Origin of the sequence: Paenarthrobacter sp. AR 02 (assembly GCF_021538675.1) — a bacterium.
Taxonomy (GTDB): domain Bacteria; phylum Actinomycetota; class Actinomycetes; order Actinomycetales; family Micrococcaceae; genus Arthrobacter.
The window spans coordinates 757,681-782,553 of record NZ_JAJUKH010000001.1 but is presented as its reverse complement, the minus strand read 5'-3'; the positions used below and the strand labels follow the sequence as shown (position 1 = coordinate 782,553).

Below are 24,873 nucleotides of genomic sequence, written 5' to 3'. Positions count from 1 at the left end.
CGCGCCCGGGGGAGTTGTGCCCTGTGGATAGAGTTGCCTGATGCTGGAGATCCGCCCGAACTGTGAATGCCGCGTTGTGTCTCCCGGTTGGCCAGGGCAATGAACACAAGCGGCGAGACGCTGGAGCAGGTGCTGGGATCCTTGGTGGCGGCCACGGAGGGGCGCACCCCTTTTACGCTCGGTTTCCTGGGCACCACGGGAGCGGATGGAGGACCACGGGTCCGTGCGGTCATCGTCCGGGAGGTGGACCGCGCCGCTGGCCGGCTCATGGTGGCCACCAATACCCTGTCCCGTAAGGTCGCCGAGATTGACCACCAGCCACGGGTGGCACTGACCTTCTACGACGACGACCGCGGGGTTCAGTTGCGCATCAGAGGTGATGCCGCGGTGGTCGACGATGAGAAGGAACGACGCCGGGCATGGGAGCGGTTCAGCCCGAGCAGCCGGCACCTTTATGCGTCCCGCCTGGTTCCGGGAACTCCCCTCCCGGATCGGCCTGCTGATGGCCCCGATGATGACGAGACGGCCGTGGAGCGTTTCGCCTGGATCAGGATCGACATGACGGATCTGGACTGGTTGGACCTCTCGGGCGACCCCCACATCCGCTGGCAGTTCACCCGCGACGGCGGTGGCTGGCACGGACAGGAAATCGTCCCCTGAGATCGGGTCACATCGGGGGCAATGGCTGCCAGCTGAGGCCCAGTAAGCGCCGGCTGACAGAATAGGACGTGTGACCTCCTCCCAGAAGCCCGGCTACCCCACGGATCAAGTCCCGCCGTCAATCGCGGTAGACGCCGAAACCAACGAAGAACCACCTGCTGACCCCACGCAGTTGCGCGGCAAGAGGGGCCTGGTTTACCTGGCCATCTGCCTGGTGCTCATTGGCTTGAACCTCCGGACGGTCTTCTCGAGTTTCTCAGCGGTGCTTCCGGAAATCACGTCCGACGTCGGCCTGCCGGGCTGGGCGCTGGTTGTCCTCACCACTGTGCCGGTCACCTTGTTGGGCGTCTTCGCGCCTCTGGCTCCCATCCTTGCCCGCAGGTTCGGGGCCGAGCGGGTGCTGCTCGGCGCCATGGTTGTCCTCACCGCGGGGTTGCTCCTGCGTCCGGCCGACATAGGCGGTGCCGGACATCTCCCTACGCTCTTGATCGGAACGGCGGCGTGCGGTGCCGCCATCGCGTTGTGCAACGTGCTTCTTCCCGGCGTAGTAAAGCGGGACTTCCCGCACCGGCTGGGCCTGATGGGTGGGCTCTACACAACGGCCATCTGCGCGTCCGCCGCACTTGGTGCCGGCTTCACGTATCCGGTGTTTGCGGCTACCGGGCAGTGGACGTCGGCGCTGTGGTTCTGGGCGGTTCCAGCAGCCGTCGTGCTTTTGCTTTTCCTGCCGTTGGCAATCCGCCAGCCCACGGTAAAACACCAGGCCGTTCGCAGTGGCGCGAACGTTTGGCGTTCAGCGGTGGCATGGCAGGTCACCCTGTTCATGGTGCTGCAGGCCATGATGTCCTTCAGCGTGTTCGCCTGGATGGCGCCGATTCTGCGTGAGCGGGGAGTCGACGGCGGAACGGCCGGGTTGATCGTGTCGGTGTCGATCGTGCTCCAGATGCTTGGCTCGCTGTTTGCCCCGGCCCTGGCTACACGCTTCAAGGACCAACGGATCATCAACACGCTGGTGGCGCTCATGACGGGTGGCGGTTTTGCGCTGACGATCTTTGGCCCGACGGAACTCATCTGGGTCTGGACCGGGCTCAATGGCCTGGGTCAGGGTTCCCTGACTGCCGTGGCCCTGACCATGATCATGGTCCGAACCCGGGACTCCCACACGGCAGCGAATCTGTCCGGGATGATGCAGGGCGTGGGCTACGGAGTAGGTTCTGTTGGCACCTTGATGGTGGGCCAGCTTCACCAGGCCACGGGCGGCTTTGCTGCAGCGGGGATCCTTTTCCTGGTGATCGGGGTACTCGCCGCCTTCTTCGGCTACCGCGCTGGCCGTGACCGCTTCGTTTAATGTTGTGAGGCCCGCTCTGCACCCCAAAACCTCGGGTAAGCATGCAGAGCGGGCCTCGCAACGAAAGAGAGCCTAGACGGTGAGGTCCTTGCCCTTCGTTTCCGGAATCGAGAAGGCGAACACGATGCCCACAAGCAAGAGGATCACCGCGTAGACATTGAACAGGTAGCCCTGCCCGATGCTTCCGAGCCAGGTCTGCAGGTACGGAGCTGTGCCACCGAAGGCGGCCACGCAGATGGAGTACGGGACGCCGACGCCGATGGTGCGGATGTGCGTCGGGAACAGCTCCGCGTAGACAGCGGGAACAATGGCTGCGCTGCCTGCGATGAAGAACAGCATCACGGACATGGACACTGCCAACTGCCAGGGTGAATCCTTCAGCAGCCACGTCATGGGGAAGTGCAGCAGTGCGGCGCCCGCGGACGAAGCGATGATGACGGGCTTGCGGCCGATCCGGTCGGACAGTTTGCCCCAGAACGGCAGGGCTGCGATGAAGACAACATTTGCGATCACACCCGCCCACAGGGCCGCACCGCGGTCCATCTTCAGGGAAGTCGCCGCATAGCTCGGAGCCACAACGCCCCAGATGTAGTACACAACGGTCAGGCCAACGGTGAGGCCGATAACCTGCAACGCCTGCTTGCGGTACTTGACGATCTGCGGCCAGACCGGCAGTCGCTTCTCTTTGGGGGCCTCAGCTTCGAACGCTTCGGTTTCCTTCATCTTGGCCCGCATAACCAGGGCGTAGACACCCAGCGCGCCACCCACGAGGAACGGGATCCGCCAGCCCCACGCGCTCATCTCTTCCTTGCTCAGTACAGCGGTGAGGATAGCGCCCAGCAACGTTCCCGCGAGGATTCCGGCCGTGCCGGAGGTGTAGATGAGGGTGGCCCAGAAGCCGCGCTTTTCCTTTGGAGCCATTTCAGACAAATACGTTTGCGACGACGGCAACTCACCACCGTGCGCCAGGCCTTGGATGAGGCGGGCGACCAGGAGCATCACCGAAGCGAACGCGCCCACAGCTGCGAACGTCGGTGCGATACCGATCATGAGGCTGCCCACGGCTCCCAATGCCACCGCGAAAGTCATGGAGGTTTTACGGCCGATGCGGTCGCCGATCCAGCCGAAGACGAAACCGCCGAAGGGCCGGGCAACGAACCCGACGGCGAAGATCGCCAGGGTGGACAGGACGGCCGACGTGGGGTCCGCCTGGCTGAACAGGGCGCTCGCGATGAAGGGCGAGAATGTGGCGTAGATGGCCCAGTCGTACCATTCGACGGCGTTGCCAATGCCCGTTCCGACGAGCGTTCGCACATGGGACTTGTGGACTTTGACCTCGGGGGTCGTTCCTACGGTAGCGGTCATGTCATTCTCCAAGTGGGGGAGGGGCTGGGAGTCAGTTGCCGGCGAGGGCAGCGATGCGGGACACGGCGAGTTCGGCGTACAGCGCGGCACCGTCGGTGAGGACGCCGTCGTCGAACATTGCGTAAGGCGAGTGGTTGAACGGCGACGTTGTGTGGTCGGCGCCGGGGGCAACGGCGCTCAGCCCCACGAATGTCCCGGGAACTTCGGCGAGGACCCGGGAGAAATCCTCGGAGCCGCTGAGCGGTGTGGCCATCCGGGTGTGGCGGGAGTCGCCGAACATTCCGGCGATGACTTTCTCCGCAGTGGTGGTCTCGTGCTCGTTGTTGATGGTGAGGGGGTATTCCTCCTGGTAGTGCACGTCCACCTCCAAGCCGTGGGCTACGGCGATGCCCTGGAGCAGCCGGGGTACCACTTCCATCATCTTCTGCCGGGACGCTTCGGAGAAGGTCCTGATGGTTGCTTCGATGCGGGCAGTCTCGGGGATGACGTTGCGCTTGGTACCGGCGTGCAGGACGCCGACTGTCAGGACCACGGGATCGAACATGTTGAACTGGCGCGTGACCATGACCTGCAGGGCGGTGACCATCTCGGCCGCGGCGGTCACGGGGTCCTTCGCAGCGTGCGGGGCCGAACCGTGGCCACCCGCGCCCAGCACCGTGACCACCAGGCCGTCGGAGGAGCTCAGCATGACGCCGGGCTTGGTGACGAATTGGCCGTGGGGTTCAAGGGAGGAGAAGACGTGCATTCCGTAGGCGGTGTCCGCACGACGGCCGGCGGCGTCCAGGACGCCCTCCTTCAGCATGTAGCTTGCACCGTCGTAGCCCTCCTCGCCGGGCTGAAACATGAGGATGACATCTCCGGCCAGCTGGTCGCGACGCTCCGCGAGGATTGTTGCCGCGCCGGCAAGCATGGAGGTGTGGAGATCGTGGCCGCAGGCGTGCATGGCGCCGTCCACCCGGGACGTGTAATCCACGCCGGTGCGTTCCTGCACCGGAAGTCCGTCCATGTCCGCACGCAGCAGCACGACGGGCTTCTCGGCTGAGGCGTGGGCGGCGCCGCCGCGCAGAACCGCGGTGACCGACGTCGTTTCCTTGCCGAGCGTAATCTCGTAGGGGAGTCCGTCCAGCGCCTTGAGCACCTTTTCCTGGGTGCGGGGAAGATGCAGGCCGATCTCCGGTTCACGGTGGAGGTCATGGCGGAGTCGGACGATGTCGTCCTGCATTTCCTTGGCGTCGGCCACGATGGTCATTTGTGCTCCTGGTGCTTGGGGGCGGGTTCCTTAAGCCATTGTGGGGTGACGTGATTCACATGCTCCTAAACATCTGAAAATATGCACTAAATTTCGCGATATTGCAGGAATCATGCACTGGTTCTGGATAATGGACTCATGGAACTCAGCGAGGAAGACCTGCGCCTGGTCAACGCACTCCAGATTTCGCCCCGGATCAGCTGGTCCGACGCCGGTCAGGTACTAGGCGTCCACGGCACCACGCTGGCTGCCCGATGGGAGCGCCTCCGGGCGGCAGGTGCAGCCTGGACCACGGCCCACCTGATGGGTGATCCGAAGGACATGTGCCTGGCCATGGTGGACATCGACTGCGAGATGCACCTCAGGCCCAACGTCACGGCCGCTGTTGCCCAGCTCCCCGAAGTGATCACCGTGGAAGAGGCGGCCAGCAACCGCGACCTCACTCTCACCGTCATCACCCAGGACCTGGAACAGTTCAGCACCCTGTTGCTTCCCAAGCTGAAGGAAATCCAAGGGCTCACCAAATACCAAACGGCCCTCTGCACCCGGATCCACACCAGCGGCTACGCCTGGCGGCTCAACGTTCTCACCAAGGCGGAGCAGCAGGCGCTGCGGAGTCTCGCGGGGCCCGAGTCGGCCAACCCCTCAGCGCAGGACGCGATCGTGGTCCCGCTCCCGGAAAGCCACCTGGCCCTCGTCCCATTCCTCGCCCGTGACGGACGCGCTACCGCTGCGGAAATTGCCCGCGCCTTGGGTCGGAATCCAGCCACCGTCCAGCGACAACTCGGGCGTGTGCTGGCCAGCCGCATGCTGTCCTTCCGCTGCGAAATTGCCCAGCAGTTCTCCGGTTTCCCTGTCACGGTTCAATGGTTCGCGAACGTTCCAGCCGGAGAACACGAAGCCGCCGCCACGGAACTCCGGGCCATCAGGAACACCCGCTTTTCGGCATCCACCACGGGACGCACCAACTTCACCATGATCATGTGGCTGCGTTCATTGGCCGACGTCATGGAGTTGGAGCTCATGATCCAACAGCGCATTCCGGGCATTGAACTGGTGGAAAGCGTGGTCATGTTGAACACGGCAAAGCGCGTCGGCTGGATGCTCAACCCAGACTCCACTGCCACCGGGCAAGTGGTTCCGGCTTATGGGGAGCTGCTTCCGGACGGCATTTAGCTGTGACTTTCGGCGATAAAAGGCGGTATTTAGTAGCGCTATTTGGCGTGCACGCACATGCTCGGTTCCGCCGGCATCGAAAAGGACATCCGGAACATCTCGGACCTCCACGTCCCCGCCGGACAGGTCTACGCCACCGAAGCCGCAGGTGACGGGCTGGCTGACCTGGGCCGCTTCCAACGCCAGGACCCGCGGATGGAATCCTTCGACGCCAAAGTGTTCTCATCAGAAACGGCCATCATCGACGGAACCGAATACCACGGCACCACCGAACACAACACCGTGGTACACGGAACAGACAACAGCGGCTACGGCTACCTCGACAAAGACACCACCGCCCTCTATGAAGCGGCCCTCACCACAACCGGCAACGGCGACCGTATCCTGCCAGGCGCACGACCCGTAACGCCTCCGGCCGGATTTTCCGGCCGATAAACAACCCAGGAAGAGTGAACCCCATGCCCCACGAACCAAAAAACCGGCACAAGACCGGCCGTATCCTCGCCGCAGTGGTCTTCACGGCCATCGCGCTAAGCGCCTGCACCCCCACCACCACGGAGAACCCCATGACCGGCTCAAACAACCCCAGCGACCCCGCAACCGTCAAAGCCCAAGTCGAAGAACTCAAACAAGCCCTCACCGACCTCCACGCCTTCAAAACCGAAACCCAACAAACCATCGGAACCCAGAAATGGGAAGACAAAAACCTCCGGAACAGTTCGTGCACCACCGATGACGGCAGAGACGGGGTGAATTACCGCATCCTGAGTCAAACCCTCGATCCCGTGGATCTGGAAGCGTCCGTAGAAGTTGTCAAGAAGTTTTGGGAATCCAGGGGCTTCACCACCCGAGTCGAAACCAACCCCAAGGACCCGGGTCTCATCGACCTCTACGCCAATCAGAACGGCGGACACTTGGTGTCCTTCACCGCGAACGTACGGGGCTCCAGTTTGGGGATGGACACCGTCTGCGTCGCAGGAGACCAACACGCCATCTACAAAGAGCTCGATAGGCAGGAAGCAAGCGCCGCGCCCACTGAGACTGGAAAGTAGAACCTCCGACAGCGCGCGTTCCCTCTGTGCTGAATCGGTGCAGGCTGACGGCGATTGCTCTCTCGGCCAGCGCCCTCCTGCTGCTGACAGCCGGATGGGCCTCCATATCCACCTTCTCGTGAGTCCACAGATCCGAGAGTGATGCGACGTCCACCCCTTCTCTCGGGCGTATAAGCGTTTAGCCCGCTGGCTTCGTTGTCAGCCGCGTCCCTGGCCCAGTTTCGTGGCCTTGAGGACGGCGTCCGAGGTGGTTCCGGCTTCGCCGTTGGGCCCGGACACTGCGCGCTTCCTTTCGTCCACCACCTCTAGCTGCCAGTTGTCGCTGTTGTTCATGCCGAGCTCAGCGGCCAGTTGCTCCGGGGTGAAGAACATGCCGGAATCGTGGTGATGGCTCCACTCCGGCAGCCCCTGCGGATGGTGCCCCACGATCAACAGCGTTCCGCCGGGCGCCACAGCAGCTGCGGCCTTTGCCGCGGAGTCCTGCCACGGCAACAGGGGGGAGTGCAGGAAATGGGCTGACACCAGATCGAATTCAGGCTGCGGCGCCCATTCCGTGAGGTCCTGCTGCTGCCAGCTGATGCGGTCCGCGTACTCGGTTTCCGCAGCGTGGGCTGCTGCCCGTTCAAGCGCGACGGCGGACACGTCCAGTGCCGTAACGGTCCAGCCTTGCGCTGCCAACCAGATCGCGTCCCCGCCCTCTCCGGAGCCCAGATCCAAGGCCTTGCCCGGCTGCAAACCCGTGACCTCGGCAACCAACTGCGGGTTGGGGTTCCCGCTCCAGATTTTCGCCCGCTCCCGGTACATGCCGTCCCACATGTCCACGGCATTGTCAGCGTCCTCGTGGAGGTTGAGCCCGGTCTGCTGGGCACCATCATGGGTGTGGTCGCCGTGCTGGTGGGTGCCGGCGTCGTGCAGGTTTTCAGTCATGGGACAAGCGTGCCGTGAGCCGCGTCCCGGAGGCAAAGCCTGTTGCCGTTTCGGCAAAAGCGCCTAAAGCCCGCCCGCCGGGTGGCCGGGCCCGCGGTCACCGCCGGCCGGTGCCTTGAGCCACGCCAGAGCGGCAACGACGACGGCGGCCGTGCCCGTCTGGAGGGTCGGGTCGATGACGGGGGCGAACCGGGGCGAATGGTTCGCTGGGATGTCCTGTGAGACGGTGCCGGCGGCCGCAGCCTTCGCGTACTGTTGCGGGTCGGTTCCACCGATACCCCAGTACGTGTACGGAACTCCCAAGGCGTTGGGAATGTCGCTGAAGTCCTCACTTGCCGATTGCCGGTCCAGGGTGATGGCCCGGTCTCCGAAATGGTCGGTGAAAGCGGCTGCAACCCTCGCTGTCACCTGGGGATCGTTTTTCGTCAGCGGGTAGTGGTCGTAGCGTTCGAATTCCGGCTCCTGGGGCGATCCGGCGGCGATGCATTCGCCGGTCACGATCCGTTTCACCGCCTCAAGGATCAGGTGGCGTATGCCGTCGTCGAAAGTGCGGATGTTCAGCTCCAGTACGGCCCGGTCCGAAATGATGTTGCTTTTCGAACCGACAGTCATTCGCCCAATGGTGAGAACGGCGAACTCCCCGGGCGGCACCTCACGGGAAACCACGGTTTGTAGCCGCAGCGCGATCGACGACGCCAGGATCACCGGATCCACCGCAAGCTGGGGCATGGATCCGTGGCTTCCCCGTCCAAACACGGTAATCCTCATGCTGTCGGCGCTGGACAGGACAGCGCCCGGGCGCGTGCCCAGGGTTCCGGAGGGGAATGCCAGAACGTGTTGAGCCAATGCGACGTCGGGCTGGGGGATTAGCCTGGCCAGGCCGTCGTCGATCATGGTGCGGGCGCCGTCGGCCAGTTCCTCCGCAGGCTGGAACAGTGCCAGGAAGGTCCCCTGCCAGGCGGGTCTTTTCGCGGCCAGCAACTTCGCCGCTCCCAGCAGGCAAGCGACATGGACATCATGGCCGCAGGCATGGGACACGGGGACTTCCGTTCCGGTGTCATCCGGAGCGGTGTCCTTGCTTGCGTAGTCCACCCCGGTTTCCTCGGCGACAGGCAGTGCATCCATGTCCGCGCGGACAAGCACTGTGGGCCCTTCACCGTTCCTCAGAATCCCGACAACGCCGGTTGTGCCGATGTTCTCCAGGACCTCGAAGCCAAAGCTCCGCAGCTCCTTGGCCACGATCGAAGCTGTCCTGACTTCCTGGTTGCCAAGTTCCGGGTGCCGGTGGATATCCATGTACAGGTCTTCCTGCCAGGCCCGGATGTCCCGCTGACCAGCCGAAACGACCGCGTTCGAACCGGCACTGCTGCTGTTGGCACCCTGCAACGGTTCGAATGCTGGTGCGCTCATGGCTGTTCCTCCCTGATGACACTGCCGGAGCCTACTTCGGCAAGTGTCCGCCCGAACATTGGTGCCTGCAAGGCCCGCGTCATCCGTCGGCGGGGGTCATCGCCTACTGCGCAAACCGGTCAGGTCGGTGCGTTCCAGCGCTGCGCCCCCGCGCCGGATGCGCCAAGTTCATCGGACGGGTTCTGCAGCGTGCACGACTTCAGGCTGAGGCAGCCACAGCCGATGCATCCGTCCAGATCGTTGCGCAGGTGTTGAAGAGCCGCGATCCGTTCGTCCAGTTCCTTCCGCCAGCGCAGCGACAGTTTGGCCCAGTCGTGCCTGGTGGGGGTGCGGCCCTCCGGCAGCGAATTCAACGCCTCAAGGATGTCCTTCAGGGGCAGACCGACCCGTTGGGACGTCTTGATGAACGCGACCCGTCGGAGCGTATCGCGCCGGTACCGCCGCTGGTTTCCGGCGGTCCGCTCGGCGTGGATGAGCCCGTTGCGTTCATAAAAGTGCAGGGCCGACGCCGACACTCCGCTTCGTTCTGAAAGCTCGCCGATGCTGAGGGGCCGGTGCGTCTCAACAGGTGTCATGTGTTGCTCCGGAGAAAGGGTGTGGTGGATTGACCTCAACATTAGTTGAGGTTCTAGGGTAGCGTGCATGACCACTGACACCCCAACGGCCGGGATACTCGGCCGTCCATACCTGCTTGCCACCGTAGGGGCCTGCGCGCTCGTTTTCCTCAGCGCGTTCGAGTCCCTGGCGGTGACCACCATCATGCCGCTCGTGAGCCGCGACCTGGACGGAGCCGCCCTCTACGCGCTGGCCTTCGCCGGCCCGCTGGCTACCGGCGTGATGGGCATGGTGGGTGCCGGAAACTGGTCTGACAGGCGTGGTCCCGCAGCGCCGCTGTACTCCTCGGTGGCGCTCTTTGTTCTTGGCCTCCTTATTGCCGGGACCGCGGGGTCCATGGAGATCCTGGTGGTCGGCAGGTTGGTCCAGGGACTCGGTGGCGGCGCAATGACAGTGGCGCTGTACGTGTTGGTGGCGCGCGTTTACCCGCCTGCCCTGCACCCCAAAATCTTCGCGGCCTTCGCGGCGTCCTGGGTGGTGCCTTCCCTGGTGGGTCCCTTCGCTGCTGGTGTGGTCGCCCAGCTGAGCAGTTGGCACTGGGTGTTCCTCGGTGTCGTAGGCCTGGTGGTGCCGGCGTTGCTGATGGTGGTTCCCGCAGTGCGGGGAATGGACTCCGAACCCCCTGCGGATCCCGTTCCGTGGGCCTTCGGACGCATGGGATGGGCAGCCCTGGCGGCCGTCGCCGTCCTGGGACTGAACCTGTCCGGAGAGGTGCCGGGCGTCGGCGGGGTGATTGCCGCCGTCGCGCTTGTCCTTGCGCTGGTGGCCTTGCGACCTTTGGTGCCACAGGGGACCCTCACGGCCCGCCGGGGATTGCCCAGTGTGATCCTGGTTCGTGGGCTGGCGTCGGCCGCGTTCTTCGGTGCCGAGGTGTACCTGCCGTACCTGTTGACAGAGCGGTATGCGTTCACGCCCACGTTCGCGGGCCTCACGCTGACCGGGGCTGCGCTCGCGTGGGCGGGGGCGTCGGCGATCCAGGGCCGGCTTGGTTCGCGTCTCGCCGACGATCTTGCCATCAAGATCGGCGCCTCGCTGGTCCTGATCGCCATTCTTTCGACCCTGGCGACGGCAGCGTTCGCCCTGCCCGCAGCTGTAGCCATCGGCGGGTGGATCCTTGCCGGTGGTGGCATGGGGCTCATGTACCCGCGGCTCAGTGTGATGACTTTGGCTCTGTCCACGCCGGAGAACCAGGGCTTCAACAGCGCGGCCATGTCCATTTCCGACTCCCTGGGCGGGGCGCTCTCCCTTGCCGCCACCGGGCTGGTCTTCGCGGCCTTTACGACGACGAACTCGTTTGCGGGGGTCTTCGCGCTGACGGCGGTGATCGCCGTCGTCGGGGTCGTCATGGCTCCGAGGGTCGCCGCCCGCCCGGGCTCCTCCGATGCCCGCGGCGCCGCGGATCCCCAACCCGCCGACCCCCAAGCCGAACTCACGCGCCCCTGACGCGTTGTGAGGCCTGCTCTGCAGGGTATTCCGCCCCGGAACCCTGTTGAGCGGGCCCCCGCAACGCAAGGTGGGTGACTTGCGGGGCCTGCTCTGCGCGCTTCGCGAGCCCGGATGCGTGTTTAGCAGGCCCCGCAACGCACCCCTGACCTGCCCCGATGCGGGTCCCGCGCCCGGATACTGCTAAGATGGGGTTACTTGATGTGCGGTGACGCCCTGAAGCAGGTGGCCTGACAGGCTGCGCGGCGGGGCATTTTTCATGTGAGAGGCACATCCTGCGTCGATGAACGCGTTCCATTTGGTCCCGGCCACCGCTGATGAAGCGAACCGGTAGACCACCTGACTTTTCCTCGGCGAACCCCTGGCCCAACCGGCGTCGGGGGCCGATGTCCGCAACTGGACGCCGCCCGAAAGACATGAATTTACATGACTACTTTTGCTGCCCTTGGCACGCCCAAGGCCATTGCTGAATCCCTCGCTGCAACCGGCATCGAAGAGGCATTCCCCATCCAGGTCAAGACCCTCCCGGACACGCTCGCAGGCCGCGACGTACTGGGCCGTGGCCGTACCGGTTCCGGTAAGACCATCGCTTTCGCCATCCCGCTCGTGGCCCGCTTGGCCGAGCGCGAAGCAAAGCACTTCCGCAAGCCGGGACGCCCCATGGGCCTGGTCCTTGCCCCGACGCGTGAACTGGCAACCCAGATCAACGCCACCATCGAGCCGATGGCCAAGGCCATGGGCCTGAACACCACGGTCATCTACGGCGGCATCTCCCAGGCACGCCAGGAAAAGGCGCTGCGCGCCGGCGTTGACATCGTCATCGCCTGCCCGGGCCGCCTCGAGGACCTGATCCGCCAGCGCATCCTGACCCTCGAAGCCGTTGAGGTCACCGTGCTGGACGAGGCAGACCACATGGCTGACCTCGGCTTCCTCCCGGTCGTCAAGAAGCTCATGGACATGACCCCCACCCAGGGTCAGCGCCTGCTCTTCTCCGCGACGTTGGACAACGGTGTTGACAAGCTGGTCAACCGTTACCTTTCCAACCCGCTGACGCACTCCGTTGACGATCCCCAGGCCGCCGTCACCACCATGGAACACCACGTCCTGGTGGTCAACGACCAGACCGTCAAGAAGCAGCTCATCGTCGAACTGGCCTCCGGCGCCGGCCGCCGCGTCCTCTTCATGCGGACCAAGCACCACGCCCGCAAGCTTGCCAAGACCCTCACGGACGCCGGCATCCCCGCCGTCGACCTGCACGGCAACCTGTCGCAGAACGCCCGCGACCGCAACCTTGCCGAGTTCTCCAACGGTGACGTCCGCGTCCTGGTGGCCACCGACGTCGCAGCCCGCGGCGTGCACGTTGACGACGTCGAACTCGTCATCCACGTGGACCCGCCCACAGAGCACAAGGCATACCTGCACCGCTCAGGCCGTACGGCCCGCGCCGGTTCCGATGGCACCGTGGTCACGCTGACGCTTCCCGAGCAGCAGAGCGACGTCAAGAAGCTCATGAAGGCCGCCGGCGTTGATGTTTCGTTTGAACGCGTTACCGCCAACTCGCCGCTGGTAGCCGAGCTTGTGGGCGACATTGCCGACAAGGTCGATCCCCGCACCCGTGCGGCCCTCCTCGCGGCAAAGGCCCCGCAGGGTGGCGGCACCTCCACCGGCGCCAACGCCCAGCGCAAGCGCGCCCGCCGTTCCACCCAGGGCGCACCCACCGCGGGTGGCCGTGGTGGTCGCAACGGACGCGGCAAGGTTGCTGCTGAGCCGGTTCGTACGGACACCAACCGTGCGGATCGCCGCGCAGCAATGAACGACGACGTCGCCCGCAGCCCCCGTGGCCGCGGCAAGGCAGGCGCCACTCACCGCAATGACGTTCCCGGCTCGCAGGGGCAGGGTGGCCGCAGTGGACGTCCGGCTACCGGCCAGCGGTCTGCCTCGGCTCCGCGCACGGCGTCCACTACCTCTACGCGTACCGGCGGAAACAAGGCCGTATGGTCCTCTGCTACGGGCGCTACGTCCGGGGGATCCTTCGGTTCAGGTTCGGGTAACTCCGGCCGCGGTGGTTCCGGTGCCGGTCGTCCGGCTCGCAGCGGCCCGCGCCGTGCGTCTGCTCCGGCTTCGAACGAGCGTCGCGGCCGCTAGCACTGGCGTTGTGAGGCCCACTCTGCGCGCTATTCCTGAGGTTTAGGACGCAGAGCAGGCCCCGCAAAGTTACCAGCCGCGTGCGCGCCACTCCTCAAGGTGTGGCCGCTCGGCACCGAGGGTTGTGGGCAATCCATGGCCGGGGTGCACCAGGGTTTCGTCCGGATAGGCGTCGAACAGTCGTTCCGACACGTCGTTCAACAGAGAAGTGAAGCGTGCAGGATCTTTCTGTGTGTTGCCGACGCCTCCCGGAAACAGCGAGTCTCCACTGAAAATGTGGGCCGGCCCGTCCGGATCCTGGTAAACGAACGCGATCGAGCCCGGGGTGTGTCCGCGCAAGTGGACCGCTGTGAGCTCCAGGTCGTCGAACCGCTCAACGTCGCCGTGACCGAGCCGGACATCCACCGGAACGGGCAACGCATCGGCGTCGTCCGCTCCAGCGGAAGTGCTTGCGCCGGTGGCGGCCACCAACTCCTCCAACGCACGGACGTGGTCCCAGTGCTGGTGGGTGGTGGCGATCCTCGCCAGTTTGGTGGGGGCCGACGAATCAACCGCGCTGTCCTGCAGGAGTTGCTGGATGGCGGGAAGGTCATCGGCGGCATCGATCAGCACCTGCGTGCCCGTGGACTTTGAGGTCAACAGATAGACGTTATTGTTCATCTCGCTGACCGAAATGCTGCGGATGGTGACGTCACGGAGTGAATGAATAAGCGAGTCCATGCCTTCAGCCTACGTTGCCGGCTTCGCGGCCTTCCGATACCCAGTTGGGGTCGGCGGATCGTGAACCGACGACGGCGGACGCGGCCTGGTCAAGCAGCTCAAGGTGCGCTGCTCCCAGTTGCAGGGACAGTGCGCCCAGGTTCTCGTCGATCCGGTGCGCCTTGCGCGTGCCGGGGATGGGAACCACGGAAATCCCAAGGCGCTGACCTTGGGTGAACAGCCAAGCCAGGGCTACCTGGGCCGGAGTTGCATCCAGCCCACTGGCTACCTCGCGGACCGCGGCCACGACGGCCTGGTTCGCATCAAGCGCCTCGCCACCAAAACGGGGGACCCTGTGGCGGAAATCGTTCTCGCCAAGGTCGCTCGCGCTGATGGTTCCCGTCAGGAACCCACGGCCCAGCGGCGAGTACGGCACAAATCCCACGCCAAGATCCTTGGCTGCAGGAACAACGTTGAGCTCAACATCCCTGCTCCAGATGGACCACTCGCTCTGGACCGCGGCAATGGGATGGACTGCATGTGCTTGCCGGAGCTCGTCGGCTGTCACCTCGGACAGCCCGAGGTGCCGGACCTTGCCTTCACGGACCAGCTCCGCCATGGCCTCCACGGTTTCCACAATCGGAACGCGGAGGTCACGGCGGTGCAGGTAGTAGAGGTCAATGACGTCGGTGTCCAGACGGCGGAGGCTGGCTTCCACCGCCTGCCTGACGTAGGGTGCATCCCCGCGGACTCCCGTGTATCCGTCCGCGGGGTTGCCCTCAATTCCAAACTTGGTGGCCAGCTGGATCTCGTCCCGGCGATCCTTGAGCAGCCTGCCCACGAGTTCTTCGTTGCTGCCCGCGCCATAAACATCTGCGGTGTCGATGAACGTGATCCCCGCATCCACCGCGTGTCTGAGGGTTTTGAGGCCCTCCTCAGGATCGATGCCCCCGTACACCGGGGTCAGGGCCATCCCGCCGTAACCGAGGGGGCTGACAGTGAGGCCGTCGCCGAGCTGAACTGCAGTCATGAAATTCTCCAATGCGCGTTTGGGTGCTCTTTATCAGTGCTCTCCTTGGCATGAACCTGACGCGACGCATGGGTATTCCTGCGCTCCCTCCCAGTTGGTCCGGTGATGCCCGGTCACCTTGGACGCGGGCTCCCGTCATTCCGGGGTTTCCGCGTGCAGTCGGCGGGGTGCGGGGGGAGGCAACTGGGAAGGAGCGGTGCGGCAGGGGCACCTACTCGGGCTTGGCCACAGGCTTCTCGGTAGGCAGGGCCTTCAACCCGGCAGCACAGCCCACGATCCCCGCGATGAAGAGCAGCTTCAGCGGGCTCGCGGACTCGACGCCCGTGATCATTGCCCAGCCAACAGTCAGCGCCGCGCCGATCCCCACCCACACTGCGTAGGCGGTACCCAGGGGAATGCGTTTCACCGCGAAGCCAAGTCCGAGCATGCTCAGGACGGCAGTAACAGCGAAGACGATGGTGGGAGCGAGCCGCGTGAAGCCGTCGGAGAGGCCCAAAGCGGTGGCCCAGACGGCTTCGAGGATGGCCGATGCCAGAAGGATGATCCAGAAGATGCCGGTGTTCTTGGTGTTGGTCATGGCTATGCCACCACCTTCAGGCCCACCACGCACGCGCCGATGCCAGCGAGCAGGAGCAGCCGGGCCGTCGTCGCGCGTTCTACCTTGGTGACCATGGCGTACGTCGCTGTCAGTACCACGCCAACACCAACCCACACCGCGTAGGCGGTGCCCGTGGGAATGGACTGCATGGCGATCGCGAGTCCGGCCATGCTGGCAATCACAGACACGAGGAACACCACGGTGGGGACGGGTCTACGGAAGCCCTTGGAACGGTGGAGTGCTGCGGCCCAGACGGCCTCAAGCGCACCGGAGAGAATGAGAATTAACCACGACATGACATTTCCTTTGGCCAGTCTTGTCGCGTGCCGGGTACTGAGCCGTCGTCCGGAGGTCCCAGAGCGGAACCTTCATTTCAGGCTAGCAACTCCCGCACTGGGTGGCCACTTCCGGTGGTTAAGGTCACCAGTTACGGTTCTACGTGGTCGATCGAGATCACTGCCACGAAACCCCGGCCGGAGATCTCCGGGCTGCGTGAGTCCGAGCCCACGACGGTGTCGTAGCGGGACAACTCGACAGGTTCGCCGGCGCTGGTTGCCGAGGAATCGCCGTCGGACTCTTCCTCAGCCGCCGCACCGGGAGCAACGGTCGCCTTTCCCTCCAACAGGACAGCCAACTGGCCCTCGAAGACAGGATGTGCGCGCTTCTTGGAAATCTCGACAATGGACGTGTAGCCCTTGAAAGCCTCGGTCCGTGCAATGACGTTGAGGTCCCGGATGTCGCCAGTGGGAAGCGTCGCCGCGGAGGCAGCCTCGCCGGAGAAGCGGAATGGCCGGTACTTCTCCAACGGGTGCTCGGAGCCATCGACCGTGAGGAGCAGCAGTTCGCCGTCGATGATGGTGATGACGCGCTCCATGCCCGGAAAAGTGGAGAACTCGCCGGCTTTTGCGACATCGGCGATGCTGACGCGCCAATCCCATGCGCCGTCCTGTGCCGAAGCGGCCTTCGGATGGCTGGCGAGTTCGCGCGTCACCCCGCCTCCGTTGCGCCACGGTTCAGGACGGATGTCGGCAAAGCGGATGATCTCCATTCGACCAGCCTAGTGGTGGACAGCGCTTCTTCGTTGACGATCCGGCTTGCTAACGTCATATGTGGAAAACGTTGCGAAAATGGCTGGAGGCGCGGGAATGTTCGTCAAAGTGTGCGGCCTGAGCACGCCCGAGTCTGTGCGCGAAGCCGTGGATGCCGGAGCGGACGCGGTTGGTTTCGTCCTGACCTCGAGTCCCCGCGAAGTCAGCCCGGACCAGGTCCGCGTCCTGCTGCCGTTGGTTCCTTCCTCGGTCAAGGCCGTCGGAGTGTTCCGCCACGAGTCCGCCGCCGATGCCGTGGAAACCGCACGCGCTGCCGGGCTTCACTGGGTTCAGTTGCACGGTCGCCGGACTGCCGACGACGTCAAAACAGTGCACGACGCCGGAATGCGGCTGATCAGGGCCGTCACCATGGGTGCCGGCCCGGACGAGTTCGCTGATCTGGGCGAGGACCTGTTCCTGGTCGATGCCGCAGTTCCGGGGTCCGGGGAGGCCTGGGATTACGCGTCCGTGCAGGAGAAGGGGCTTGACGGCAGGGACTGGCTGCTCGCAGGAGGCCTCGAACCCGGAAACGTGGCCTTCGCTGCCACGGCGGCCGGAGCATGGGGTGTGGACGTGTCCTCGGGTGTCGAGGCATCGCGTGGCGTGAAGGATCTCGCGAAGATCCGCGCGTTCGTCGAAGCCGCCAAAGCCTGACGCTCACTCACATCCCGGCCGCTTCAGGCCAACCCTCCCTCACATCCCGACCCGGTATCGGGCTGCACCACAAGTCAGGGAAGATTCAGGGCAGACCCCTAGGCGTTTTGTCTGACCCAGAGGGGAGAATGAAGACTATGAAAACGATCCTTAACGTCATCTGGCTTGTCTTCGGTGGGTTCTGGCTTGCACTGGGATACTTCGCCGCCGGCATCATCTGTTGCGTGCTCATCGTGACCATACCGTGGGGCATCGCCTCGTTCCGGATCGGCGCCTACTGCCTTTGGCCTTTCGGTCAGATGGTGGTCGAGAAGCCCGGCGGAGCAGGGGTTTTCGCGCTCCTCGGAAACGTCATCTGGCTGCTGGTTGCCGGTATCTGGATTGCCATCGGCCACGTGCTGACAGCTTTCGCCATGGCGATCACCATCATCGGAATACCCCTGGCGATTGCCAACCTGAAGCTGATTCCGGTTTCGCTGATGCCGCTGGGCAAGCAGATCGTGCCCACCAACCAGCCGTTCGTCAGCACCTACCGCTAGGACGCCTTCACGGCACCGGTGCGCAGATCGAAACTGAACGTCCGGTCCAAACGCACCGGGCCTGCCGAAGGTCCGGACCCGCCGTCGGCCTCTACGGCGAAGACGAGGTCCAGCGACTCCCGCAGCAGGTCTGAATCGGTGATGGTGTACGTCGGCGTGAAGTACAGGATATGGCCGCCTGGCGGCAGGTTCGTGGGTGGGAAATCCTCGGCGTTGCCGTGCGGTCCAAGAAGTACGACGCCGGTCGCCGCCTGAGTGCCGACGTTGCGGACACGTCCGGTGAAGGCCAGGATGTCCCCGGCCTTGTATCCGGGGATGATGTCGCCGTAGTTGAGGTCCTGGGCTTCGCGTGTGCCCAAAACCTGGTCCTGGTCCATGTAGCCCTGGCCGATTTCCTTCCACGTTTGGACGTCCCACTGGCCGTCATTATTGGAAGGAACCACGTGGAAATCCCCGGCATTCTGCCAGACTGCGGGACGGCCGGGAGTGATGGAGCGCAGTTCCATGTGAAAGGCCAAGCCGCCGGATTCGGCCGCGGACTCCCCAGCGGTGGACACCTCCGACGCAGACGCCTCCGACGCGGACGCCTCCGCAGTCCCCAAAACCGGCCCCAACTGGCCATTCAACTGCTGCGTCAGTTGCCCGGCCGGAATCGAAGCAAAAACAATCTCCCGGTACCCTTGCCGCTCGTAGAGAACCCCGATATTTCCGTCGGGTAACCGGGTGACGGTCGAGTACGCCGAGCTTCCGGGGCACACGATGAGCTTGGCGGGCCATGTGGCGCCGTTATCCGGCGAGAGGCCCAGGACAGTGTTCCGGCGAAGATGCGGATCCTGGTTGTTGCTGGCCAGCAGCCAACGCGTGGTGTCCGGCTGCGAGGTGCCTGGCACGGAAACCACAGACGGAAGTCCGTCAAAGCGGGCAACAGATCCGTTGTCGCTCGGGTCCGGCATATCCGGGATGGGCTGGAGCGGGGTCCAGGAAACCCCGCCGTCCTTCGAAAACGAAGACAAGCGGTGGGGGGTTGCCCGCGAGTGCAGGAGCAGTCGGCCGTCGTCGAGGCAGACAACCTTGTTTTCGTTGGGTCCTATGCCTGAATCGCCAGGGCCGATCAGCTCTCCCAGGGCCCAGTTTTCACCGTGATCGTCACTGAACGCCGAGGCGGCCATGATGGCGCCGTCCACCAGCACGACGAACTGCTGGACCAGTCGTCCCTTGTAGGGGCCGGTATGGATCTGGATGCCCTGTCCTGCGGCAGCGAACAGCCCGGTGATCCGGCCTGTTTTGAGCTGGGCGGTGAGCCGACGGTGCTGCCAGGTGTCGCCGTCGTCGTCTGAGTAGCTGAGATCGGCATGCTGGACGTCGTCGTCCGGCTCCATGCCAAGGACGGCTTCAAAGAATCCCGCGTGCGTTCCGGCCGCGTGGAACATGAAAATGCGGCCTGTCTCTGCGTCGACCAGCAAACTGGGGTCACCGAAACCCTGGAGCCCAGATCCTGTGCGGACCACTTGCTGAGGGCCCCAGGTGTTCCCGTTGTCGTCACTGCGGCGCAGGAGGAGGTCTATGGGGTTGGGCAGGTCGTCCAGATTTGGGCGGCCGTCGTAAGCGGCCAACACGGTTCCCCGCGTGCTCACTGCAAGTGCCGGGATGCGGTACTGGCGGTATCCGCCCACCCCGCGGACAGCCAGGACGTGCTCCACCGACGGTTCCGCGAGCGGAGGACGGCCCTGTGACGATTGGAGGTAGGAGGTCATACCTCCTAGTCTAAGGGCCTAGTCTAGGGGGCCAGTCCAGGCGGCTCGACTAAACGGCTTGGAAAGCCCCGTCCCGCAGGAGGGCCACAGTAGAGCTGGCGTCCAGCGCGGCGGCAATTTCGACGTCGTCCGCGTAGCCGGCATCCATGAGCTCCCTCCCGCTGGAACACCCGCGCAATACAGCCGCAAGCTGCGGTTCAGCGGCGTCGAAAGCCGCCGCTGCCGCTGCCGCCTCCGGGGAAAAGTTGTGCCGCCCGGCCGCTGCGAGTCCAGCAATGAACGCGCCGGCCCCGAGCTGGTCTTCCAACGCTGGCCGCAGCGCCCCGTGGGGCCACTTCTCACCGGCTGCGATAACGGCGATGACTGCACCCTCGGGCAGGGTGGAGTGAACCCAGTCGGCTGTAGCGGCGGCGTTGCGAAGCGACACCGCCACCACCTGCCGGGCCGAGGCCGCGAGCTCATGGCTGATCGCCGAACCATTGGGTGAGGGCAGCACCACGCGGTCCAGCAGGTGGGCAGAGAGAAGGCTTGCGGGGGACAAACTGAGGCCTTCCGAGCCCCGCGCGCCCGCCAACGCGGCCCCGTTGCGGGTGGCGAACTCGCTGGCCCCCACGTCCCGATGAGGGTACGGGAAGACCAGGGCTCCGCGGTCCACGGCGACACTGACGCACGTGGTGAAAGACAGAACGTCAACCACCACCGCGAGGTCAGCTCCGGGAACAACTGATCGGGCGCCGTCGAGGCCCCATTCGAACCGCACCGCGTAGGGCAGTTGGCGTTGCGGCGCTCCGGGTTCGCTCAACACGCTGTTCACGCCAGTTCGCCGGCGAGGTTCCGACGGGCGGCTTCAAGCCACAGCGCCTTGGCGCGTTCGCCGTGGAACAGCGGATCCAGGCCCAGGAGGTGGCGTACGACGGCGGCGCGCCCCTTCGCGAAGTCCTCGTCGCTGACGTGCGCGTAGTCTTCACGGACGGCGGCCAGGTAGCGCGCGTAAGATGATTCGTCGCCGCCGAGCACGGAGAGATCGGCATCGCAGAGCAGGGCGCCGGCGTGGTCACAGGGTTGGGGGTCGTGCGTGGAGGTGAGCCGGACAAGCCGCGCAACTTCAGCTACGTCGTCGGGAGCCAAGCCTTCCGCGGACAGTCGGGCCTCGGCAAGGAGAGCGGATTCTTCCTCGTCCTGGCCAGCCACGCCCTCATAGACGGCATCATGGAACCAGGCCGCTAAGGATACCGTTCGGGCCGGGAGGGCCGGCTCTGTGAGGGTGTCCAAGGCTTCGAGCACCGCTAGCAGGTGGGTGCGGCTGTGGTACTTCCGGCCGTCCTCTCCCCAACGCTCCAGCAGTTCCAGTCCCAGGCTTTCATGGCCGGGGTAAATGCTGTTCCAACGCTCCATCAGTGGCACGGTCAGCGCCTTGCTGCGCTCGCGGGCCGGGATGCGGAGCCCGCTGGCGATGAGTTTGCGGACCAGGATCCGTGCTTCCACGGGGATGGCGCCGGCTGCGACGAGGTCCTCGTAACGGCGTTCGGGAACGTCGTAGTGGTCGCCGTCGAAGGCCCGCTCCGGAACCCCAGCAGCGGCCGCGAACGCGTGGAGCTCAGTCAGCGATTTGTCTGAAACGAGGTGCGAGAAAACGGTCCCATGAGCCGGCCAAAGAGGCGGATCGACGTAGATGGCCATGGCCAAAGTGTACCGAAACGATCCTTCCCAGTTGCCGGCCATCAGGACGTCTACCGCCGTGCTTGCCGTCCCGGAAAACGGGCGTCAGTGCCCGTGCTATTCACGGCAACTGGGAAGGAGCGCGGTGGACCGTTGGCGGGCTCAGGCTCCCCAAGAACAGGGTACGGCTGAGGAGCGCCGATGGGCCAGAGTTCGACGGCGGCCTGCCGCCTTCGAGGTGTGGGGGCGGCCATGCGTCATATTTGGTTTGCGGAACAATCTGGGGATCTGAACCGTATCTGCGGAAGTACACTGTCACCATGCCGCAAATACGAATTTCCGAGGCCGCCCGCTTCCTCGGAGTCAGTGACGACACCGTGAGGCGTTGGACCGAGAATGGAACGTTGACACCGCAGAAGGACGGAGCGGGCCGCCTTGCTGTGGACGGGCTTGAGCTCGCCACGCTTGCCAGGGACCAGTCCCATCTCCCGGACGACCCCTCCCGCTCGGGAAGTTCGGCACGGAACCGCTTCGTCGGCCTGGTTACGGGGATCACCATGGACAAGGTCATGGCCCAGGTTGAGCTGCAATGCGGGCCTTTCCGGGTGGTGTCGCTCATGAGCAGCGAGGCCGTCCGGGAACTCGGCCTGGAACTGGGATCCGTGGCCACCGCCGTGGTTAAGGCCACCACCGTCATTATCGAAACTCCGCAGGGAAAGAGCATCATATGAGGACACGCATCGTGGCCGCGGCCATCGCTGTGGCATCAGCCGCCGCCCTTGGGGCCTGCGGCACAACGGCCCCCGCAACCACTCCATCGGGCAGCAGCAGCGCGTCCCAGCTGAGCGGAACAGTGACCGTCTTCGCTGCGGCTTCCCTCAAGTCCACCTTCACCCAGCTGGCCAAGGACTTCGAAGCCAGGAACCCCGGGACCAAGGTGACGCTGAGCTTCGCCGGCTCATCGGACCTGGTCACCCAGATCACCCAGGGTGCACCAGCGGACGTGTTCGCTTCGGCCGATACCAAGAACATGGCCAAGCTTGCCGATGCCAAGCTGCTGGACGGTACCGCAACCAACTTCGCAACAAACGTCCTGGAGATCGCCGTCCCACCCAGCAACCCGGCGTCGATCTCTTCATTTGCCGACCTTGCCAAGCCCGGCGTAAAGGTTGTGAGGTGTGCCAGCCAGGTTCCCTGCGGCGCGGCAACGGACACCGTGGAGAAGGCTGCGGGAGTCACACTGAATCCGGTCAGCGAGGAATCCTCGGTCACCGATGTGCTCGGCAAGGTCACCTCCGGCGAGGCCGACGCGGGCCTGGTCTACGTCACGGACGTCAAGGGCGCCGGAGACAAGGTCAAGGGCATCGCCTTCCCGGAGTCGGACAAGGCGGTCAATACCTATCCCATAGCCACGGTAAGCTCCAGCCAGAACAAGGAACTGGCCGCAGCATTTATCGGCTCGGTGACCAGCGAGGCGGGTAAGAAGGTACTGGGCAACGCCGGATTCGGTGCGCCCTAAGCACCGAGCCTTTAAGCACCGCGCCCTTAAGCACCGAGCCGCACCACTTTGAGGAGACCATGAAGACCGCCACCGGCTACCAAGGCATCCCGCGCTGGATCTTTGCCGTCGCAGCTGTGGGCGGTCTGCTGGTGGTCCTTCCGCTGCTCGCGATGGTGGCCAAAGTGAACTGGCCGCAGTTCATTCCGCTCATCACGTCCGATTCGTCGTTGGCCGCACTGGGGCTGAGCTTGCGGACCTCGGCGGCGAGCACCGTCCTCTGCGTCGTGCTCGGTGTCCCGTTGGCCTTGGTGCTGGCCCGTGGCGACTTCCCCGGACAAAGGCTCCTCCGCTCCTTTGTGCTGTTGCCGCTGGTCCTGCCACCCGTCGTCGGAGGCATAGCGCTCCTGTACACGTTCGGGCGCCAAGGCTTGCTGGGGAAGTCGCTGGAAGTGGCCGGTATCCAGATTGCGTTTTCCACTACCGCGGTGGTGCTGGCCCAAACGTTCGTAGCTTTGCCGTTCCTGGTGGTCAGTCTGGAAGGTGCCCTGCGATCGGCCGGAAACAGGTATGAAGCCGTTGCTGCGACACTCGGTGCCCGGCCCACCACGGTTCTCCGGAGGGTCACCCTTCCCCTGGTCCTGCCGGGGCTGGCCTCCGGGGCTGTCTTGTCGTTCGCGCGGAGCCTGGGTGAATTTGGGGCCACGCTGACCTTCGCTGGGAGCCTTGAAGGGGTCACCCGGACGCTACCGCTGGAAATCTACCTGCAACGGGAAACCGACGCCGATGCCGCCGTCGCGCTGTCCTTGGTCCTGGTGGCTGTGGCGGGCGCCGTGGTGGGGCTCAGCTATGGTGCCCGCCGGAGCAGTGCACCTGTGGCGGTCCAGCCATGAGCTTCGAGCTGCAGGCCAGTCTCCGCGCCAGGAATTTCGACATGTCCCTGAGCCTCCGCGATGGCGAAACCGTGGCCATCCTTGGTCCCAACGGGGCGGGCAAGTCCACTCTGTTGGGAGTGGTCGCGGGGCTGCTGCGGCCCGATTCCGGCGCCGCACGGATCGGCGATAAAGAACTGTTCAACCTCGACGGCGGCTCCCACCATTGGAGCCCACCGCACCAGCGCGGGACTGCCTTGCTTGCCCAGGAGGCGCTGCTTTTCCCGCACCTGAACGCGCTGGACAACGTGGCTTTCGGTCCCCGCAGTGCCGGAGCATCCACAGCGGCCGCGCGGGAAGCGGCCCGCCACTGGTTGACGGAGGTGGACGCGCTGCCACTTGCCCATCGAAAACCCGCCCAACTGTCCGGCGGGCAAGCGCAGCGCATCGCCGTGGCCCGTGCGTTGGCTGCCGAGCCCGCACTCCTCTTGCTCGACGAACCCATGGCGGCGTTGGACATCCATGCGGCACCGTTGCTCCGCCGCGTGCTCAAACGGGTGTTGAAGGATAGGAAGGCCATTATCGTCACGCACGACGTCCTGGACGCTTACATGCTCGCCGACAGGGTGATCGTGGTGGAGCAGGGCTGCATCGCCGAAGAAGGGCCCACGCGCCAAGTCCTGGAACGCCCACGAAGCCAATTCGCGGCTGGCCTCGCGGGGCTCAACCTCGTTTCCGGGATCATCACCAAGGATGGAATCACGACGCCGGATGGCCGGGTTTTCGCCGGCCAGCACGATCCCGACTGGTCACCTGTACCCGGCCAGGCTGGCGTGGCGGCCTTCCCGCCGTCGAGCGTTTCCGTCTTTTTGGGCGACGTCCACGGGAGTCCGCGCAACGCGTTCCCCGTCACCGTCACGGACCTTGAGCCTCACGGAGACCAGATCCGCGTCCGGGCCTGTGCGGGCGCGTTGGCCCAAGCCTTGTCCGCCGATATCACGCCCGCGGCGTCGGCGGACCTGGGCCTGGTGCCCGGAATGGACGTGCGGTTCGTCGTTAAGTCCGCGTTGGTGTCGGTCTACCCGGCATGAT

At 64.8% G+C, this 24,873-nt stretch carries 26 protein-coding genes and 1 riboswitch; of the genes, 13 read left to right on the top strand and 13 right to left on the bottom strand.

The window, feature by feature from the left end:
- The first annotated feature begins 99 nt into the window (after positions 1-99).
- Both LRQ04_RS03610 and LRQ04_RS03605 read left to right on the top strand, forming a co-directional pair.
- Positions 100-660 carry a pyridoxamine 5'-phosphate oxidase family protein gene (locus tag LRQ04_RS03610; RefSeq protein ID WP_235517759.1) on the top strand — a complete coding sequence of 187 codons (561 nt, stop codon included), beginning with the start codon at positions 100-102 and terminating at the stop codon, positions 658-660.
- Between the two features lie 70 nt (positions 661-730).
- Entirely contained in the window at positions 731-2,008 is a 1,278-nt protein-coding gene (locus LRQ04_RS03605; protein WP_235517758.1) for an MFS transporter, read from the top strand.
- A gap of 72 nt (positions 2,009-2,080) precedes the next feature.
- Here the strand turns inward: LRQ04_RS03605 and LRQ04_RS03600 are convergent, their stop codons facing one another.
- Together LRQ04_RS03600 and LRQ04_RS03595 are read right to left on the bottom strand one after the other, a co-directional pair.
- The gene (locus LRQ04_RS03600) at positions 2,081-3,373 is read right to left on the bottom strand and encodes an MFS transporter (protein WP_235517757.1); all 1,293 of its coding nucleotides are present in this window, start codon (positions 3,371-3,373) and stop codon (positions 2,081-2,083) included.
- Between the two features lie 31 nt (positions 3,374-3,404).
- Complete coding sequence (locus tag LRQ04_RS03595) at positions 3,405-4,622, bottom strand: M20 family metallopeptidase (protein WP_235517756.1); 1,218 nt, start codon at positions 4,620-4,622, stop codon at positions 3,405-3,407.
- Positions 4,623-4,760: 138 nt separating this feature from the next.
- Here LRQ04_RS03595 and LRQ04_RS03590 point away from each other — a divergent pair, with 138 nt between their 5' ends.
- Genes LRQ04_RS03590 through LRQ04_RS03580 form a run of 3 tightly spaced genes read left to right on the top strand, consistent with a single transcriptional unit; the run spans position 4,761 to position 6,850 of the window.
- Complete coding sequence (locus LRQ04_RS03590) at positions 4,761-5,798, top strand: Lrp/AsnC family transcriptional regulator (RefSeq protein ID WP_235517755.1); 1,038 nt, start codon at positions 4,761-4,763, stop codon at positions 5,796-5,798.
- Between the two features lie 57 nt (positions 5,799-5,855).
- Positions 5,856-6,233 carry a hypothetical protein gene (locus tag LRQ04_RS03585; protein WP_235517754.1) on the top strand — a complete coding sequence of 126 codons (378 nt, stop codon included), beginning with the start codon at positions 5,856-5,858 and terminating at the stop codon, positions 6,231-6,233.
- Positions 6,234-6,256: 23 nt separating this feature from the next.
- Positions 6,257-6,850, top strand: a complete 594-nt coding sequence (locus tag LRQ04_RS03580) for a hypothetical protein (protein ID WP_235517753.1) — start codon at positions 6,257-6,259, stop codon at positions 6,848-6,850.
- Positions 6,851-7,048: 198 nt separating this feature from the next.
- Here the strand turns inward: LRQ04_RS03580 and LRQ04_RS03575 are convergent, their stop codons facing one another.
- The 3 genes from LRQ04_RS03575 to soxR all read right to left on the bottom strand — a co-directional run bounded on the left by LRQ04_RS03575 (position 7,049) and on the right by soxR (position 9,831).
- Positions 7,049-7,777 (bottom strand): cyclopropane-fatty-acyl-phospholipid synthase family protein, encoded by a 729-nt coding sequence (locus LRQ04_RS03575; protein ID WP_235517752.1) that lies wholly within the window; start codon positions 7,775-7,777, stop codon positions 7,049-7,051.
- A gap of 63 nt (positions 7,778-7,840) precedes the next feature.
- Positions 7,841-9,073 (bottom strand): amidohydrolase, encoded by a 1,233-nt coding sequence (locus LRQ04_RS03570; protein ID WP_235518652.1) that lies wholly within the window; start codon positions 9,071-9,073, stop codon positions 7,841-7,843.
- A 233-nt stretch (positions 9,074-9,306) separates the two neighbouring features.
- Positions 9,307-9,831, bottom strand: coding sequence for a redox-sensitive transcriptional activator SoxR (soxR, locus tag LRQ04_RS03565; RefSeq protein ID WP_305082599.1), 525 nt, complete (start codon positions 9,829-9,831; stop codon positions 9,307-9,309).
- On the opposite strand from soxR, the gene LRQ04_RS03560 reads away from it, so the two are divergent.
- Both LRQ04_RS03560 and LRQ04_RS03555 read left to right on the top strand, forming a co-directional pair.
- A complete protein-coding gene (locus tag LRQ04_RS03560) occupies positions 9,830-11,245 on the top strand; it encodes an MFS transporter (protein ID WP_235517750.1) in 1,416 nt (471 codons plus the stop codon). The two genes, soxR and LRQ04_RS03560, sit on opposite strands and share 2 nt — an antisense overlap.
- Positions 11,246-11,671: 426 nt before the next feature.
- Positions 11,672-13,390, top strand: a complete 1,719-nt coding sequence (locus LRQ04_RS03555; protein WP_235517749.1) for a DEAD/DEAH box helicase — start codon at positions 11,672-11,674, stop codon at positions 13,388-13,390.
- Positions 13,391-13,459: 69 nt separating this feature from the next.
- Here the strand turns inward: LRQ04_RS03555 and LRQ04_RS03550 are convergent, their stop codons facing one another.
- The 5 genes from LRQ04_RS03550 to LRQ04_RS03530 all read right to left on the bottom strand — a co-directional run bounded on the left by LRQ04_RS03550 (position 13,460) and on the right by LRQ04_RS03530 (position 16,765).
- Positions 13,460-14,110: an MBL fold metallo-hydrolase gene (locus LRQ04_RS03550; protein ID WP_235517748.1), complete on the bottom strand. Its 651-nt coding sequence runs from the start codon at positions 14,108-14,110 to the stop codon at positions 13,460-13,462.
- A gap of 4 nt (positions 14,111-14,114) precedes the next feature.
- Complete coding sequence (locus LRQ04_RS03545; protein WP_235517747.1) at positions 14,115-15,119, bottom strand: aldo/keto reductase; 1,005 nt, start codon at positions 15,117-15,119, stop codon at positions 14,115-14,117.
- A gap of 211 nt (positions 15,120-15,330) precedes the next feature.
- Positions 15,331-15,696, bottom strand: coding sequence for a multidrug efflux SMR transporter (locus LRQ04_RS03540; RefSeq protein WP_255773722.1), 366 nt, complete (start codon positions 15,694-15,696; stop codon positions 15,331-15,333).
- A gap of 2 nt (positions 15,697-15,698) precedes the next feature.
- Positions 15,699-16,013: a multidrug efflux SMR transporter gene (locus LRQ04_RS03535; RefSeq protein WP_235517746.1), complete on the bottom strand. Its 315-nt coding sequence runs from the start codon at positions 16,011-16,013 to the stop codon at positions 15,699-15,701.
- A 10-nt stretch (positions 16,014-16,023) separates the two neighbouring features.
- Positions 16,024-16,088: riboswitch (guanidine-III (ykkC-III) riboswitch) on the bottom strand.
- 56 nt (positions 16,089-16,144) lie between these two features.
- Positions 16,145-16,765, bottom strand: coding sequence for a HutD family protein (locus LRQ04_RS03530; RefSeq protein WP_235517745.1), 621 nt, complete (start codon positions 16,763-16,765; stop codon positions 16,145-16,147).
- Positions 16,766-16,862: 97 nt separating this feature from the next.
- Here LRQ04_RS03530 and LRQ04_RS03525 point away from each other — a divergent pair, with 97 nt between their 5' ends.
- On the top strand, positions 16,863-17,459 hold the full coding sequence (locus LRQ04_RS03525; RefSeq protein ID WP_235517743.1) for a phosphoribosylanthranilate isomerase: 597 nt from the start codon (positions 16,863-16,865) through the stop codon (positions 17,457-17,459).
- Between the two features lie 137 nt (positions 17,460-17,596).
- Positions 17,597-17,998: a YccF domain-containing protein gene (locus LRQ04_RS03520; RefSeq protein ID WP_211713733.1), complete on the top strand. Its 402-nt coding sequence runs from the start codon at positions 17,597-17,599 to the stop codon at positions 17,996-17,998.
- Here LRQ04_RS03520 and LRQ04_RS03515 read toward each other — a convergent pair.
- The 3 genes from LRQ04_RS03515 to LRQ04_RS03505 are packed head-to-tail and all read right to left on the bottom strand — an operon-like array spanning position 17,995 to position 21,432.
- A complete protein-coding gene (locus LRQ04_RS03515; RefSeq protein WP_235517742.1) occupies positions 17,995-19,752 on the bottom strand; it encodes an exo-alpha-sialidase in 1,758 nt (585 codons plus the stop codon). The two genes, LRQ04_RS03520 and LRQ04_RS03515, sit on opposite strands and share 4 nt — an antisense overlap.
- 49 nt (positions 19,753-19,801) lie before the next feature.
- A complete protein-coding gene (locus LRQ04_RS03510) occupies positions 19,802-20,566 on the bottom strand; it encodes a 2-phosphosulfolactate phosphatase (protein WP_235517741.1) in 765 nt (254 codons plus the stop codon).
- Positions 20,563-21,432, bottom strand: coding sequence for a DUF4031 domain-containing protein (locus LRQ04_RS03505; RefSeq protein ID WP_235517740.1), 870 nt, complete (start codon positions 21,430-21,432; stop codon positions 20,563-20,565). Before LRQ04_RS03505 ends, LRQ04_RS03510 begins: the two co-directional genes overlap by 4 nt.
- A gap of 299 nt (positions 21,433-21,731) precedes the next feature.
- Here LRQ04_RS03505 and LRQ04_RS03500 point away from each other — a divergent pair, with 299 nt between their 5' ends.
- From LRQ04_RS03500 to LRQ04_RS03485, 4 genes are read left to right on the top strand one after another with little or no spacing between them, the layout of a single operon-like run.
- Positions 21,732-22,142, top strand: a complete 411-nt coding sequence (locus LRQ04_RS03500) for a molybdopterin-binding protein (RefSeq protein WP_235517734.1) — start codon at positions 21,732-21,734, stop codon at positions 22,140-22,142.
- Positions 22,139-22,930 (top strand): molybdate ABC transporter substrate-binding protein, encoded by a 792-nt coding sequence (gene modA / locus LRQ04_RS03495; protein WP_235517731.1) that lies wholly within the window; start codon positions 22,139-22,141, stop codon positions 22,928-22,930. The genes LRQ04_RS03500 and modA overlap by 4 nt, the downstream gene beginning before the upstream one ends.
- 59 nt (positions 22,931-22,989) lie before the next feature.
- Entirely contained in the window at positions 22,990-23,802 is an 813-nt protein-coding gene (locus tag LRQ04_RS03490; protein WP_235517727.1) for an ABC transporter permease, read from the top strand.
- On the top strand, positions 23,799-24,872 hold the full coding sequence (locus tag LRQ04_RS03485) for a sulfate/molybdate ABC transporter ATP-binding protein (protein ID WP_235517726.1): 1,074 nt from the start codon (positions 23,799-23,801) through the stop codon (positions 24,870-24,872). The genes LRQ04_RS03490 and LRQ04_RS03485 overlap by 4 nt, the downstream gene beginning before the upstream one ends.
- Position 24,873: the final 1 nt, after the last annotated feature.